We start from the raw sequence: 14,900 nt of genomic DNA, 5'->3' as shown, positions 1-14,900 counted from the left end.
GCAGGCCCCGCCGACCGATTGCAGGCGGTCGGCGGGGCCATTGTGGCTCTTGACAGCGGATTGGGTCATATGAGCGAGCGGGCCGCAAGTGCCCCAGGTTGCCGTGAAAGAGGAGCGACGCGTACTTCGGTACGCGAGCGACGGTTTGAACGGCAAGATGGGGTGCTTGCGGCCCGCGCAGCGTCGAGTAGTTACGCGGTTTGGTAAAACCGCGTAACAAATTAGTCGCGCGTCAGCTTGCGGTGAATACGATGCGGCTGGGCTGCGTCCTCGCCAAGGCGCTCGATGCGGTTGGCCTGATAGGCCTCGAAGTTGCCCTCAAACCAATACCAGTTGCCCGGATTCTCGTCGGTGCCCTCCCACGCCAGAATGTGCGTGGCGACGCGGTCCAGGAACATACGGTCGTGGCTAATGACCACCGAGCAGCCCGGGAACTCGAGCAGCGCCGCCTCGAGCGAGGACAGCGTCTCGACGTCGAGGTCGTTCGTGGGCTCGTCGAGGAGCAGCAGGTTGCCGCCCTGCTTGAGCGTAAGCGCCAGGTTCAGACGGTTGCGCTCGCCACCGGAAAGTACGCCAGCGCGCTTCTGCTGGTCCTGGCCCTTAAAGCCAAAGCTCGCCACATAAGCGCGGCTCGGAACCTCAGTCTCGCCGACCATCATGTGGTCCAGGCCATCCGAGACGACCTCCCACAGGTTCTTATCGGGGTCGATGCCGGAACGGTTCTGGTCGACGTAAGAAATCTTGACGGTCTCGCCCACCTCGAGCTCGCCCGAAGTCAGCGGCTCCAGACCCACAATCGTCTTGAACAGCGTGGTCTTACCGACACCGTTGGGACCAATGACGCCCACGATGCCGTTGCGCGGCAGGGTGAACGAAAGGTCGTCGATGAGCACACGGCCATCGAACTCCTTATGCAGGTGATGGGCCTCGAGCACCTTGTTGCCCAGACGCGGGCCCACAGGGATGCGGATGTCGGTCCAGTCGAGCTTCTGGCTTGCGCGGGCCTCGGCCTCCATCTCCTCGTAGCGAGCCAGACGGGCCTTGTTCTTTGCCTGGCGAGCCTTGGGCGAGCTGCGTACCCACTCAAGCTCGGCCTCCATGCGCTTGGCGAGTTTGGCGTCACGGTTGCCCTGTGCCTCGATACGCGCGGCCTTGGTCTCCAGATACGTGGAGTAGTTGCCCTTGTAGGGATAGAGGTGGCCACGGTCGACCTCGCAGATCCACTCGGCAACGTTATCCAGGAAGTAGCGATCGTGCGTGACGGCAAGCACCGCGCCCTGGTAGTTGTGCAGGAAGTGCTCGAGCCACAGGATCGACTCGGCGTCCAGGTGGTTCGTGGGCTCATCGAGCAGCAGCAGGTCGGGAGCCTCGAGCAGCAGCTTGCACAGGGCCACGCGGCGGCGCTCGCCGCCGGAAAGCACGTTGACCGGCATGTCGGAATCGGGCAGCTGCAGGGCGTCCATGGCCTGGCCGAGCTTGGAATCGATATCCCAGCCGCCGGCGGCGTCAATCTCGTCCTGGAGCTTGCCCATCTCGGCCATGAGGGCGTCCATGTCGCAATCCGGGTCGCACATCTCCTCACCGATCTTATTGAAGCGATCGACCTTGGCGATCATATCGCCAAACGCCATGCGCACGTTCTCGATGACGGTCTTGTCGTCGTCGAGCGGCGGCTCCTGCTGCAGGATGCCCACAGTGTAGCCGGGAGTGAGCCTGGCATCGCCGTTGGAGACCTCCTCGATGCCGGCCATGATCTTGAGCAGGGTCGACTTGCCCATACCGTTGGGGCCCACGACGCCGATCTTGGCACCGGGGTAGAAGCTCAGGGTCACGTCGTCAAGGATTACCTTGTCGCCATGGGCCTTGCGAGCCTGATACATCTGGTAGATAAACTCTGCCATTTGCCTGTTTTATCCTTTCTACCTGCTGTTTCCCTATTCTTGATTCGCTTTAGTGGAAGCGAAATGAGAAAACCAGCTCTGAAACTTAACGAAAAAGGGGCATGGTTGCCCACACCCCCTAATACTACCTGGGAAAAGTCCCCCGGAACATACTATGAACTGCGTACGCTAGTTTTCCGCAACCTTAACGAGCGGCTCGCTGCGATTTGCGCCACAACAGATACGAGTAGACGTAGACGGCTCCAACCGAACCAAACGCCAGAACCGCAATCACCGCGGCGACGACTTCACTCGAAAGCACGCTGCCCGCCACGCCCATCACAATCAGGCCAATACCCAGCACCATAAAGCAGGCGCCGCCAAAACGCTGCGTACGGCGCCAGTTCTCGGGATCGGCAAGCGCCCAGGGTGTCTTGATACCGAGCGTATAGTTCTGCTTCACACGCGGCAAGTAGTTGCCTACGCCGATGAACAGCAAACCGACAACACCGGAAATCAGCACGTTAACCGAACCGACCGCCGGCACCACGCCCCAGACCGTAAGCTCTCCCAGCCAGCTTATGGCGCACATGAACAAGGTGAAGGCGATTACGAAGCCCTGGTAGAACTTGCCCGAGGTTCGATATGCCTCACCTTTGGGGTCGATGCGCGGCACCATGCGGAACATTGCGAGAAGCGCCAGAGGCAGCACGCCGAGCGCGGAGGCCATCCAGCTAGGACCCCAACCGTCGACGGCGCCGTTCGCGCCCCAGTGCGTGGGAATCTGCGTAGGCAAGCTCGGCATCACCATGAGGTGCGCTACGACATTGGCGACGCACAGAGCGACCAGCGCAATCCACACGCGCGACGATACCCCCGTGGGGTGAATGCCCTTGTTTTCGTTATTCATCCTTATCACCTTCAGTGTTTGTAAAGCCCATAAACCAGCCAATTAAATCCTGCATGACGGTGGTGTTTAAGCTGTATACGATGTTTTGGCCATGGCGCTCGTCGGTCACCAACCCGGCGTTTTTGAGCGTCGCCAAGTGATGGCTCAGCGACGGCTTACTGATATCAAAATGCTCGGCAAGCTCCCCCGCCGTGCAATTGTCCTCGCGCAGCAACTCCAAAATGCGCCGTCGCGTTGGATCGGCAAGCGCCTTAAAACCCTCTCCCGGCATAAGACCTCCTCTCATCATCTCTCATGACGTGCACACTATACTCGATATTTAGATGTTTGTCTAACTATCTAATCGCAATGCTTCAAACCACATCAAAGCAAACGCCATCGCAACCTATGGGCGATTACCTATAATGACGATAGCTAAAACACGATTCGCTTCCCCATCGGAGGATGTCTATGACCGAAACCGCTGCCGCAGCCGCCATCGAGACACGCGACACCAAGCTCGAGATCATCATGGGCCGCGAGGCACTCGATAAGCTCGCCGATGCTACGGTGCTGGTGCTCGGCTGCGGAGGCGTGGGCTCCAACTGCTGCGAGGCACTCGCCCGCGGCGGCATCGGTCATTTCGTCATTCTGGATAAGGACATCATCGCGCCCAGTAATATCAATCGCCAGGCCATCGCCTTTCACAGCACCATCGGAAAGCGCAAAGTCGACGTCATGGAGGCTATGATTCACGACATCAACCCTACCGCTACCGTCATCAAACGCACCGAATACCTGCTGAGCAACAACATCGATGATTTCTTCGCGAGCGTTTTGGAGCAGACGGAAGGCAAGATCGACTACGTCGTCGACGCCATCGACACCATCTCGGCCAAGCTCACCATTGCCAAATATGCTCAGGACCACGACATTCGTTTGGTTAGCTCCATGGGCGGGGCCAACAAGCTCCATCCCGAGTGCCTCCGCTTTGCCGACATTTTCGATACGGTACGTGACCCCATGAGCCGCATCATGCGCAAAGAATGCAAGAAGCGCGGCATCAAGAGCCTGCACGTGCTGTTTAGCTGTGAGGAATCGGTTAAGACACAGCCCCGCGACCCTTCCAACATCCACGAGCGTACCGAGCTGGGAACCGCCAGCTTTATGCCGCCCATCATGGGCCAGATGATTGCCGGCGAGGTTATCCGCCAGATCAGCGGCCGCGGCACTGAGCGCGTACGCTCCGATGGCCAACGTCTGGACTAGCGGAGCGCACCGAGATGGAGCCCCGGTTATTTGATGCACACTGCCATCTTGATTTAATGGCTCACCCGGACGCCGTTGCCGATGAGGCGACGGCGCTGGGCTTGGGTCTATTTGACTGCGGCGTCAATCCGCGCGACTTTTCGGCCGCAAACGAGCGCGCCTGTCGCCAACCAGGCATCATCGCCGGCGTTGGGCTTCACCCCTGGTGGCTCGCCGATGGCCACTGCGGTTTTGTCGAAGTCAATCTGCTTTGCGAAGTTGCTGCCCAAGAACGCTACATCGGCGAAGTCGGACTCGACTTTTCCGCGCGCTTTGCTGGAAGTGAGCCGCTACAAATACAGGCACTTAACCGGCTCTGCGATGCGCTCGTGCAGCATCCTCTTACCGGGCGCGTGATATCAATTCACGCCGTTCGTTCGGCAGGAGCCGTACTGGACGTCCTCGAATCGCATGGACTACTCATCCCAAACCCCGACTCCCCCGTTATCATCTTCCACTGGTTTAGCGGTACTTCGGACGAACTCGTCCGCGCGCGTAATGCGGGCTGTTATTTTTCCGTCAACGAACGCATGCTCGCATCTAAACGAGGACGCGAATACGTACGACAAATTCCACTCGATCGTTTACTGCTCGAGACCGATGCACCAGCGGAGGCAAACGCAGAAATAAGCGCACAGTCACTCATCAGATCGCTCGAAAGCGCCTCAGAACACGTCGCCTCGCTCAAAAAATGCGACGCAAAGCATATTGAGTCGGCGGTTTTAGCGAATGCACACTCTGTTTTTAGCCTTCGCTAACCCCTGTGGTCAAAAAACGTCAAATATGAGTACTGCTAGCGAAATGGATACATTACTCTGAGCTTTCCGACCACCAGAATAATCTACGATTGTCCATTAACTAACACTTTTACAGTCACTCATCCTGCATTTTCGCAATCTTAAACCCCTCCAAACGCTCAAATCACGTCTGAAGGGGTCGATTTTGCTGCGACTAAATTAGTCACAGTACTCATATTTGGCTTTTTTAACCACCGAGTCACGGGAAGGCACCAATACAGCTCCCCGGGACAGCTCGGCTATTCGACGATTGGTGCTCCGTGGCCCCAAGAACCTTCCATGCCGCACACGGTCGAGGCAAACCCGGCAGCAAAGTCGAGCGCGCGCTCGATGGCCTCGGCGCCATCCTCACCACGCTTGGCGGAATCGAGATAGCACATCAAAAACGAGGTGAGGAACGAGTCGCCCGCCCCCATGGTGTCCTTCATGTCCGTTACCGGTTTAGCCAGCTGGCGGTAATAACGCTCGCCGTCGTAAGCAATGCAGCCCTCGGCGCCCGCCGTAGCCGACACAAAACGCGGACCCAGGCCCTTCACCCATGCCAGACGCTCGCGAATCTCGTCCTCACTCGCGGCATCCGCCGCACTAAAGAAAGCGAAATCGACGTAGGGCGCAATCTGCTCGTAGTACTCGTCGGTGGAGTCGTCCGAAAAGTCAAAAGAGACCGTGACGCCCGCAGCCTTCAGCTTGGGCAGCTCGCGCTCGGTAAAGCAATAGTTGCCCGAATGAACCACATCGAACTGCTTCATGTACGAAAGGTCAAAGCGATCGAGGACATAACGCGCATCGCCACGGATACCGCCCTCGTTGGAGCCGAGGAAGACACGGTCACCGTCAACGACGGTCACGCGAGCCGCTCCGTTCTCGCCAATCATCTGCTCGCACTTGTCAAGCTCGATACCCTCATCCTCGAGGCTTGCAATGACATGCTCGGCAGCGGCATCATTGCCAAAAATGCCCATGTATGCGGAGCGTGCGGCACCGCATTTCTTGGCATAAACGGCGAAGTTCACCGCATTGCCGCCGGGATACATGGTGTGGATATGCTCGTAGCGATCGACGACGTTGTCGCCAAATCCGAGCGCGTTAACGTTAAATGCCATGGCCTTTGCCCCTTCTAGTACTCGACAACACCCATATAGCGACGGAAATCGGGATCGTGATCAAACACCTTGCCGCGTGCAGCACGCAGTTCGCAGTTCATGGCGTAGAACAGCACCGGGTCCAGATAGGCACGGACGCTCGCCGGCACGGCTTCCATACCGTACTCCTTGGCATCGAGCACCATCAGCGTATCGGTATGCGTCTTAAGGAACGCCAGGGCGCGCTCGTCCATAGCACGGCACTCGCTGGAGCCCATCTGCAGGAAGTAAAAAACGCCATCCTGAGTAGCCTCGAAGGGGCCGTGGAAGTACTCGGCAGAGTGGATGTAGCTACAGTGCTGCCACTGCATCTCCATAAGAGAGCAGATAGCGAAACCGTAGGTCTGGCTAAAGTTGGGACCGCTGCCCAGAATGTAGAAGAACTCGTGCTCCTGGCAAAGCTTGGCAAAGCGATCGCCCAGCTCGGCATTTACCTTCTCGCGTGCCGGGGGAAGAATCTTATCCATCTCGGCGATACCGGCATACATATCGGCAAGATCGGCGTAGCCTTCCTGCTGATCGAGCAGCTCGGCCGCAAGCGACAGCGAAATGCCAGCGGGGACCTCGGCCTGCGGCACGCCCTCGCCCCACGGGTAGACCCACGTGGTCCACTTGCCGGAGTCGATCTTGGATCCAGCGTTGTCGGTCTGGGCGATCACCGTAGCGCCGGCAGCAAGGGCAATCTCGCAGCCCTCGACGACCTCGGGGGTGTTGCCACTGTGGCTACAAGCGATGACCAGGGACTTCTCGCCCAGACGACGCGGACGCATGATATCGAACTCGCGAGCCGTATAGATATACGAAGTGAAGGTGGTTGCCTCGCGCTGCAGAAGCTCATGAGCCGGGATCAAATCGATCATGGAGCCACCGCAAGCAATCCAGTAGACGCTGTCGAACTTGCCCTTCTCGGCAATTGCCTCTTTGATCAGATCGTGTGCGTTCATATCCAGTTCCTTTCTTATTTGGCCCGCAATCAATGACGTTGGTTGCGTGGCCGATGGTTGTTTTAGTCAATCAGATATTTCTCGAATGCGGCCATGTTCTTGGCATCTGCCGCCGCCGGATCATCGTAGTAACGACCGTCCGTGATTTCCTGGCCCAGCATGCCGTCGAAACCATGGGCGTTGAGCGTGGCGACGAAGGCGTCCATATCGTGCTTGCCATCGCCCCACACCAGATGGCCATACGGGTCACCGTCGATAAAGTGCATCTCGTGAATTGCCCCATCACCAAAGGCGGCAAACCAGTCCTCGAGCGTCTCGCCTGCAACGCCCATCGCGGTTGTATCAACCATGGGCTGTAAGTACGGGCTCGCGACCTCGTCAATCATGCGCTTCGCATCGGAAACCGTCGTCACAAGGTTGCTCTCCTCGGGACGCAGGCTTTCCATCGTAAGCACCAGACCGTGCTCGCCGGCATACTCCGCCAGAATGGACAAGTGCTCGCGGCTGCGCTTCCAGGCTTCCTCGCGGTCCTCGTCCCAGTCGCCCCAGCCCGAGTTGATGGACATGCGGTCGCACCCAAGTACCTCGGCAAGCTCAATGCCGTGCTTAAAGTACGCCAAGCTGCGCTGTTCATGCAGCGGTTTGCGTGCGCAGTACTGCCAAGGATAGACAACATTCTCGGGACACAGAGTACGATACCTAAGCCCACGGTCTGCAGCCTTTTTCGCCAGGACCTCAGCTTCAAAGTAGCCCGTGTGGTCGAGCGTCACATGCGGCTCCGCACACCACAGCTCAATGGACTCAAAGCCCAAACGCTGCTGCACATCAAGGAAGTAATCGAGCGACCACATGATGTAGTGGATATTCATGCCCGCAATCTGTTCGCGGTGCAGCGTCGGTTTGGATTCAGACATCTTATGCCTCCTTATTTCGATCGAACACGATTTGTCCGTCCGACATCGTCATGTCAACCGCAAGATCGCGTGCGTCGCGATAATCGAGGTCGAACACATCCCGATCGAGCACGCAGATATCGGCAAGCTTGCCAACCTCGAGCGTACCCAGCTCGTCTTCGCGCATCAGGTCGTACGCGCCCCCGGCAGTCCAAGCGCGCAAGAGCTCGACAAGCGTCAGCGTGTTGACCTCATTCACGGGCAGTCCGTCGGCGAAGAATCCGCCGCACGCGCTGTAGATTGACTCGCCCAGGCTCGGAATCAGCAGCGGCAGATCCGTGCCGCAGCACACTGTGCATCCGGAATCTTCCATGCCGCGGCGATTCCAGCTGTGCAAAAGTCGCGTCTCGCCAATTTGTCGACGCATCATCGACAGGCAATCCTCGCGCCGGTCCAGCGTCAGAATCTGCGGATAGACCTCGCAAATTCCACCTAACTTGCCAAACTTGACAAGATCGGTCGGGTCAGAGTTCTCGAGATCGGTAATCGCATGGCGGCGAAGCATCCGTCCATGCTCGTCTCGAGGCAGCGAGGCATAGAGCGCCACGGTGCGACGAACGGCGCCATCGCCCTGGCAATGCAAGGAATATCGGAAGCCGTCAGCATCAATTGCACGCAGCTCGTTCTCAATCAGATCCCACTCTGGCTCCTCGACGACCGTCTTGCCGGCAGCGCCCGCATCGGCCGAGTCCTCATAGGGGTCTATCATCTCGGCAAGCCCCGCCCATACGCCGCGATCGGTCATACGGTTGAAGCCAGAAAAACGAACGAACGGTCCCCGGAAGCGCTCTCGCGCCTCGCGGGCATATGCCAGATTTGCACCGGCACCCACCGGCTGCGACATCATAGAGACGCGAACCGTCAGCTCACCAGATTCCTCACGGCGAGCCATTTCGTCGGCAAAGCCATAGTAGTCATCAAACGCCATTTCCTTGATGGCGGTAACGCCACGCTCGTTAAGCATGCTCATGTAGTCCGAATACCCGGCACGCACCTCGGTCAGCGCAAGGAAATCACTCATCATGCGCCAGATCTTTTCGGCATAGCACGCCTGAGGTGTAAAGCCGTACCGCGCACTGGCGGCAGCATTGAGAACGCAGGTCTCCGCACCCGGTGTAAAGCAGACGACAGGGATATCGCCAAAACAATCGTCAAACACAGCTGCCGTATTTGCGTTCTCGGCATCCGATGCCAACGTTTCGGGTAGGTTGTGGCCAAAAGCCGCCGCGCAATCCGGATGATCTTCTTTCCATGCACGCAAGAGCGACACGGCCTCTTTGGCATCATCGATGCCGGACAGATCAGACCCCAACGTCCGCAGCGCCCAACCTGTATAGAAGGTATGCACATCGATCAGGCCAGGCATGACAGTGCGGTCGCCCAGGTCAACTACCTCGTCCGCCTGGGTCAAATACGAAGCTACCTCACACTTGGTGCCAACAGCCTCAATTCGATTGCCACGGACCGCTACGAAACCTTCAAACGGCAGGTCCCCCGTACCGGTAAAGACGCTCTTAGACGTTAGGACCGTCAAACGATCAGACATCACAACCACCTACACCGGAAGCATGCCAGAGATTGCCGTTACGATCAGGCCAAAGACGACCATGAAAATGAGGAACTTCCAAATGGTCTTCCACCATTGGCCAAACGAAATCCTAGCCACGGCAAGACCGGCGACCGTCATGCCCGCCACGGGGCTGATGGTGTTGATGGTCTGGTTGGCAAACTGGAGCGCGGTGACGGCTGCCTCGGGATTGAGGCCCATGAGCTCGGTCAGGGGGCCCATAACGGGCATGGTGAGCGCCGCCAGGCCAGAACTCGAGGGAACCAGCAAAGAGAGCAGGCCAAGGACGATATACATAAACGTGGTGTAGACGGCGGCGGGTGCGCCGGCGAGCGCGGTAGCGAGCGCCTGGAGGATGGTGTCGATGATCATGCCGCCCTCGGCGATGACCAGAATACCGCGAGCGATACCGATAACGATGGCAGCGTACGCAAAGTCGGCGAGACCCTTAACGAACTCCTCTGCAATTGTCTGCTGGTCAAGACCGCCCAGGATACCGGCAAGCAAGCCCATGCCAAGGAACACGGCGGAAATCTCATTCATGTACCAGCCCTGGGTAACAAGACCCCAGACGATAATGCCCATACCGCAAGCAAAATCGATGAGCACGAGCTTCTGACGGATAGTGAACTCTTCCTCGATGGAGGCATCGGTCACGGAAAACTCAATACGCTTGAGCTTATCGTCCTCGTACACAATGGACGACTCGGGGTTTTTCTTGACGCGCACGGCGTATCGCATGGCCCATGCGATACCGACGGCAGTGAAGATAACCCAAGAAACGGCGCGCAGCCACAGTTGCGGATTACCCTCGATGCCAATGATGCCTTGGGCGATCAAAACATTAAACGGGTCGATGGTCGAAGCACAATATCCCAGGTTAGGACCAAGGAAGCAGATGATGAATGCCGTCATCGAGTCATAACCGATACCCATCATGATGGGAATGAAGATGGCATAGAACGGTAGGGCTTCCTCAGACATACCAAACGTAGTGCCGCAAATGGACAGCAGCGTCATCGTGATGGGAATGATGAGGATGTCCTTGTTCTTGAGCTTTTTAATCACACGGCTCATGCCGGCATTCAAAGCGTTGGTCTTGGTGATGATTGCGAACGATCCGCCAATCAATAAGACGAACGCAACGACGTCGGCAGCCTCCTGGATGCCCTTGGTGGGCGCTTGCAGGACCGCGAAGATATCCTGACCCAGATTGATGGTCTCGCCGGTCTCGGAATCGGTGTAGTTCTTATCGACCTGTTCATAGGTTCCAGCAACGGCGACTTCACGCTCGCCCGCCGCTGTCGAAATCGTCTTGCGCTGATACTGACCGGAGGGAACGATCCAAGTCAGAACCGCGAAGACAACGATCAGCAAGAACATGATCGTATAGACATGCGGTAATTTGAACTTAAAACGTCTGTTTGTCTTCTTCGCCTTCGTATCTGACATAGATACCTCCAAAGAACTCGAGACTGCATCGCATCTCGCTTCAACGCTTGCACAAGGCAAACGTTCTATGACGTTCTATAGATTACCAGCAGCTTTTCCCGTCATCAAGATAATTTCAAACTGATTGCCGCAACGCGGTTGAACGGTTGCGTTCGCACCGTGAACGGTATGGAAACGCCCGGTGAGATGATCCACCGGACGTTTCCATTCGCAATGTCCTAGATGTCAAAAACGTAGCGAGACCCAACGATCCGCTGACGACCGATGATAAACGGCCGCCGTTGCTCATCGAAAAAGAAGGCTTCCATATAAAACAAGGGTTCGCCAACGGGAACCGCCAGCAACCGAGCGACCTCGGGCGATGCGCACGCGATCTCGAGCGTGCACGGGTCGGTAAACGCGGGCATGCGGCCCGTCTGGTTGCGCACGAACTCAAAAATGGATTGGTTAGATAGAGGCGCCGTTGATAGATAGGCGTTGTCCTCGTAAACGTATATGTTGTTCTCGAGCATGACGGGGACGCCATCGGCAGTACGCACACGCTCGACGCAAATCAAGTCAGTTCCAACGGGAACACCAAAGAACTGTGCTTCGGTAGAATCCGCCGGCAGTATCTTTCTCGAAATGACACACGCCCCCGGTTCCATTCCGTTAACGCGGCATGCGTCCGAAAAACTCTGGACGTCATCCTTCTGGCGAATCTTGCGCTTGAGCTTGGGGGCATTGACGAACGTGCCTTTCCCCTGTCGCTTCGTTAGATAGCCCTGCTGGACGAGCTCCTCAATAGCGCGTCGCACGGTAACGCGGCCAACTTTATAGCTCTCAGCCAATTCGAATTCGTTGGGTATCCGCGCGCCTGCCTTGTAGACGCCGGAGTTGATTTCGTTTTTAATGATATCAATGACCTGTTGGTACAGCGGTATCGCTGCTTTACCGTCAGTTAGCCCTTCAGTCGGTGGCATATACCCTCTCCCAGCACAATTAAGTCTAAAGCGGGCCCAAGGGCATTCAGCAAGCCCTTAAGCCCGCATTAGCATTAAGTATGCTAGGTGTCGCACCAAAATGTCGGCTATTTACTCATCAGACCCGAAAAACGCGCAACTACCGCGCTCCTAAGAAAGCGTGAGCAGCTCCGGCAGCTGGTCGATAATCTTGTCCGCGGCATCCTGGCTAAAGCCAAAGCGCTCCTCGCGCTTGGCAATGACTGTCAGGCCGGCTCGCTTGCCGGCAGTGATGCCAGGCACCGAATCCTCAACGCAGCAGCAGCGATTCGCGGGCAGCCCCAGCAGGTCCAGCGCATGCAGGTAGATGTCGGGCTCGGGCTTGCTCTCCTTAAACTGCTCGCCGCTCACCACATACTCAAAGGCATCCGACAGCCCGCATGCGTTGAGCACTTCCTCGATGCTATCCATGGGAGACGAGCTGGCAAGCGCCACGCGAACGCCGCGGCGCGGCAGCTCTCGAATCGTATCCACGGCGCCTGGGTTAATCAAAGCCTGATAGTCGCGCGGACGCTCATGCGCCCACTCGTCCCAACGGGCCAACGCTTCCTCGCCAGTGAAATGCCCCTTACCGGCGCGCTCAAACCAATCGACCAACATATGCAGGAAGAACTGATGCGAGGTACCGACCTGCCCATTCAACTCCTCTTGAGTCAGGTTAAGCCCAAGCTCCTTGGCAAACGCGGCAGTCTCGCCCAGGTAGTAATACTCGGTATCGACAATGACGCCGTCCATGTCAAAGATAACGGCGTCGAACGGAAATGCGGACACGGCACCCTCCCTAACAAAAGGGCGCCTGTAAGCAGGCGCCCGAACCATGCATTATCGGCGATTCTAACCCAGCAGCTTATCCAGCGCCACCGCAATACCGTCTTCATTGTTATTGGCGGTCACCATCTGGGCCACGGCCTTAACCTCGTCAACCGCGTTGCCCATGGCAACACCGGTGCCGGCCCACTCAATCATGGACTTGTCGTTCTGGCCGTCGCCAAACGATACGACCTCACTGGCATTGATGCCGAGCTTAGGCAGGGCACCCTCGAGTGCGCGGGCCTTGTCGATACCGGGCGCCGTGTACTCAAAGTACCAGTCGGCCGTAAACATGCCCGAAAGCGTCTGCTTAAAGGGCGCATACATCTCCTCGTAATGCGCCTGCAGGTAGGCCGGATCGCCCGCCGTCAGCAGCTTGTCCACGGGATAAGCATCAGCGACCTCATGCAGGCTCTCCACCTCGCGAATCTTAAGATCGCACGCGTCGCGCTCATACTTGACGATATTCTTCTGCGAGCCGTCAGGCAGCGTGATCATGCAATGGTACGAGTCCTCGACGTGCAAATCGCGACCGAGCGAAATCATAGGGATCACGTCAAAATTACGCAGGTGATCAATCAGACGATGCAATTCGTCGGCAGGCATAGCCTGATCGAACAGCACCTCGTCGGTCTGGGCATCGACGACGTGTGCGCCGTTAAAGGCCACCAGCAAACCGTCATGGTTTTGAAGGTCGAGCTCTTGCGCCAAGGCGTGCAGCCCCCATGCGGGACGGCCCGAAGCCAAAATGAGCTTAATGCCCGACTCCTGCGCCGCGAGCAGCTTCTCGCGCGTACGCGGGCTAATCACTTTCTGATCGTTGGTGAGCGTACCGTCGATATCCATCGCGATGGCTTTGATTGCCATATATGCCTCCCTGTCATTGAACAACCTTGTCTGAGCCATCATACAGAACACCCATCGCGACTCCGTTTACAACGGGAAAAATGTCATATTGTCCCGAACATGAACGGCGTGTGGTCGTGAAGCTTTATCGCTCAGGTCAAATACGTCTGCTAGCGACGCTCATCCGTCGGTGCGCCCTCGACGATCGCGATGCCCGCCGATGCACCTAACGCGCTGGCGCCGGCCTCGATGAATGCGCAAGCCTCTTCGTAATTATGGATACCGCCCGCCGCCTTGATTGCCACGGCATCGCCGAGCACCTCGTGCATCAGCCGCACGTCCTCGAGCTTAGCACCGCCAAAGCTTCTACCGGTCGATGTCTTAAGGAATCCCGGCTTGGCCTCCAGCGCGATCTCGCATACACGGCGCTTGGCGGCGTCGTCGCCGTCCAGCTTGCACATCTCGACGATTACCTTGTCAGTGATGCCATGCGCGCGACAAAAATCAGCAATGGTAGTCATCTCGCGCTCGATGGCATCAAAATCGCGGTTCTCGATCGACCCCTGATTCAAAACATAGTCAATCTCGGTAAAGCCACACGCAGCGTATTCCTCAAACCTCGCAAGCTTCTCCTCAAGCGTCATAGTGCCCTGGGGAAAGTCGATAGCGCCGGCAAGGATGATGTCAGAGCCCTCGAGCATGGCGCGGCCCGTCTCGTACTCCTGCAGGTTCGCAAATACGCAGCGAAAGTTGTACTTTAACGCCTTCTCGACATACTGCTCAAACGTGTCCTCGGGGGCATCGATATAGTCGATGTATTTATTGATGGGTTTGGCAAGCGTCATGCTGGGCCTCCTTGTTCAGGGCTGGCAACCGATTCGTGGCTTCACGCGAAAAACCACGTTCAATGTACGCCCGGCATGCAAGGACAGCGTCCGCATTCCGACAAGTGGTATGAGATTAGCCGTAAACGTATAATTTACGGACAGCGAATGGCACCGCACGCGGATGCCGACAGCAAGACATCCCCCCCTCAATACACCCTCATGCCCATTTAAATAGCAAGGGGCCCGTATCTGTTGGGATACGGGCCCCTTTCGGCCGTGACCTATCTCAGCAACAAAGACTACTTGCGGTGAGCGCGGTAAAACTCGATCGCACTATCTTATCCGAGCCGGGGCACGTTCGCACAGCGCGCGTATGACGGTTGCAAAACCACCCCATTTGAAACAAAGGTTGATTTCCGATCTCAGCCGAACACATTGAGCAAATAGGCCATTCCCGCACCTAGCCGAACGCCCCCGCGGCCCC

General features: G+C 57.3%; 14 protein-coding genes. 2 read left to right on the top strand and 12 right to left on the bottom strand.

Translation table 11 applies throughout. The features are described from left to right. Nucleotides 1-221: 221 nt before the first annotated feature. The 3 genes from ettA to AB5164_RS08135 all read right to left on the bottom strand — a co-directional run bounded on the left by ettA (nt 222) and on the right by AB5164_RS08135 (nt 3,061). Nucleotides 222-1,901, bottom strand: coding sequence for an energy-dependent translational throttle protein EttA (gene ettA, locus AB5164_RS08145; protein ID WP_368147965.1), 1,680 nt, complete (start codon nt 1,899-1,901; stop codon nt 222-224). A 184-nt stretch (nt 1,902-2,085) separates the two neighbouring features. Further along, the gene (locus tag AB5164_RS08140; protein WP_260699859.1) at nt 2,086-2,790 is read right to left on the bottom strand and encodes an SdpI family protein; all 705 of its coding nucleotides are present in this window, start codon (nt 2,788-2,790) and stop codon (nt 2,086-2,088) included. Then, a complete protein-coding gene (locus AB5164_RS08135) occupies nt 2,783-3,061 on the bottom strand; it encodes an autorepressor SdpR family transcription factor (RefSeq protein WP_260699858.1) in 279 nt (92 codons plus the stop codon). Before AB5164_RS08135 ends, AB5164_RS08140 begins: the two co-directional genes overlap by 8 nt. A gap of 179 nt (nt 3,062-3,240) precedes the next feature. Here AB5164_RS08135 and AB5164_RS08130 point away from each other — a divergent pair, with 179 nt between their 5' ends. Further along, a complete protein-coding gene (locus tag AB5164_RS08130) occupies nt 3,241-4,038 on the top strand; it encodes a tRNA threonylcarbamoyladenosine dehydratase (RefSeq protein ID WP_260699857.1) in 798 nt (265 codons plus the stop codon). Nucleotides 4,039-4,052: 14 nt separating this feature from the next. After that, nucleotides 4,053-4,835 carry a TatD family hydrolase gene (locus AB5164_RS08125; RefSeq protein ID WP_035138846.1) on the top strand — a complete coding sequence of 261 codons (783 nt, stop codon included), beginning with the start codon at nt 4,053-4,055 and terminating at the stop codon, nt 4,833-4,835. 278 nt (nt 4,836-5,113) lie between these two features. Here the strand turns inward: AB5164_RS08125 and AB5164_RS08120 are convergent, their stop codons facing one another. From AB5164_RS08120 to deoC, 9 genes are all read right to left on the bottom strand, one after another. Continuing rightward, the gene (locus tag AB5164_RS08120) at nt 5,114-5,977 is read right to left on the bottom strand and encodes a PfkB family carbohydrate kinase (protein ID WP_035138847.1); all 864 of its coding nucleotides are present in this window, start codon (nt 5,975-5,977) and stop codon (nt 5,114-5,116) included. 14 nt (nt 5,978-5,991) lie between these two features. Beyond that, a complete protein-coding gene (locus tag AB5164_RS08115; RefSeq protein ID WP_022094440.1) occupies nt 5,992-6,960 on the bottom strand; it encodes an SIS domain-containing protein in 969 nt (322 codons plus the stop codon). Nucleotides 6,961-7,022: 62 nt separating this feature from the next. Continuing rightward, nucleotides 7,023-7,874: a sugar phosphate isomerase/epimerase family protein gene (locus AB5164_RS08110; protein ID WP_195503316.1), complete on the bottom strand. Its 852-nt coding sequence runs from the start codon at nt 7,872-7,874 to the stop codon at nt 7,023-7,025. 1 nt (nt 7,875) lies between these two features. After that, entirely contained in the window at nt 7,876-9,459 is a 1,584-nt protein-coding gene (locus AB5164_RS08105) for an amidohydrolase (protein ID WP_368147963.1), read from the bottom strand. Nucleotides 9,460-9,468: 9 nt separating this feature from the next. Then, nucleotides 9,469-10,932, bottom strand: coding sequence for a YfcC family protein (locus AB5164_RS08100; RefSeq protein WP_368143262.1), 1,464 nt, complete (start codon nt 10,930-10,932; stop codon nt 9,469-9,471). 218 nt (nt 10,933-11,150) lie between these two features. Then, nucleotides 11,151-11,894: a GntR family transcriptional regulator gene (locus AB5164_RS08095; RefSeq protein ID WP_368143263.1), complete on the bottom strand. Its 744-nt coding sequence runs from the start codon at nt 11,892-11,894 to the stop codon at nt 11,151-11,153. A gap of 150 nt (nt 11,895-12,044) precedes the next feature. Next, on the bottom strand, nt 12,045-12,704 hold the full coding sequence (locus AB5164_RS08090; protein ID WP_346979387.1) for an HAD family hydrolase: 660 nt from the start codon (nt 12,702-12,704) through the stop codon (nt 12,045-12,047). Between the two features lie 63 nt (nt 12,705-12,767). Then, complete coding sequence (locus tag AB5164_RS08085) at nt 12,768-13,610, bottom strand: Cof-type HAD-IIB family hydrolase (protein WP_368143264.1); 843 nt, start codon at nt 13,608-13,610, stop codon at nt 12,768-12,770. Nucleotides 13,611-13,759: 149 nt separating this feature from the next. Beyond that, the gene (gene deoC, locus AB5164_RS08080; RefSeq protein WP_022094433.1) at nt 13,760-14,434 is read right to left on the bottom strand and encodes a deoxyribose-phosphate aldolase; all 675 of its coding nucleotides are present in this window, start codon (nt 14,432-14,434) and stop codon (nt 13,760-13,762) included. Nucleotides 14,435-14,900 lie beyond the last annotated feature (466 nt).

The sequence above is a fragment of the Collinsella aerofaciens genome (assembly GCF_040915425.1).
Taxonomy (GTDB): domain Bacteria; phylum Actinomycetota; class Coriobacteriia; order Coriobacteriales; family Coriobacteriaceae; genus Collinsella; species Collinsella aerofaciens_BW.
The sequence above is the reverse complement of the archived record's forward strand: the minus strand, read 5'-3'. Positions and strand labels throughout refer to the sequence as shown.

Coding starts and splice junctions, on each gene's coding strand:
- AB5164_RS08125 (WP_035138846.1), top strand. CDS start 4,053: ATGGAGCCCCGGTTATTTGATGCACACTGCCATCTTGATTTAATGGCT.
- AB5164_RS08110 (WP_195503316.1), bottom strand. CDS start 7,874: ATGTCTGAATCCAAACCGACGCTGCACCGCGAACAGATTGCGGGCATG.
- AB5164_RS08130 (WP_260699857.1), top strand. CDS start 3,241: ATGACCGAAACCGCTGCCGCAGCCGCCATCGAGACACGCGACACCAAG.
- AB5164_RS08135 (WP_260699858.1), bottom strand. CDS start 3,061: ATGCCGGGAGAGGGTTTTAAGGCGCTTGCCGATCCAACGCGACGGCGC.
- AB5164_RS08095 (WP_368143263.1), bottom strand. CDS start 11,894: ATGCCACCGACTGAAGGGCTAACTGACGGTAAAGCAGCGATACCGCTG.
- ettA (WP_368147965.1), bottom strand. CDS start 1,901: ATGGCAGAGTTTATCTACCAGATGTATCAGGCTCGCAAGGCCCATGGC.
- AB5164_RS08120 (WP_035138847.1), bottom strand. CDS start 5,977: ATGGCATTTAACGTTAACGCGCTCGGATTTGGCGACAACGTCGTCGAT.
- AB5164_RS08115 (WP_022094440.1), bottom strand. CDS start 6,960: ATGAACGCACACGATCTGATCAAAGAGGCAATTGCCGAGAAGGGCAAG.
- AB5164_RS08140 (WP_260699859.1), bottom strand. CDS start 2,790: ATGAATAACGAAAACAAGGGCATTCACCCCACGGGGGTATCGTCGCGC.
- deoC (WP_022094433.1), bottom strand. CDS start 14,434: ATGACGCTTGCCAAACCCATCAATAAATACATCGACTATATCGATGCC.
- AB5164_RS08085 (WP_368143264.1), bottom strand. CDS start 13,610: ATGGCAATCAAAGCCATCGCGATGGATATCGACGGTACGCTCACCAAC.
- AB5164_RS08105 (WP_368147963.1), bottom strand. CDS start 9,459: ATGTCTGATCGTTTGACGGTCCTAACGTCTAAGAGCGTCTTTACCGGT.
- AB5164_RS08100 (WP_368143262.1), bottom strand. CDS start 10,932: ATGTCAGATACGAAGGCGAAGAAGACAAACAGACGTTTTAAGTTCAAA.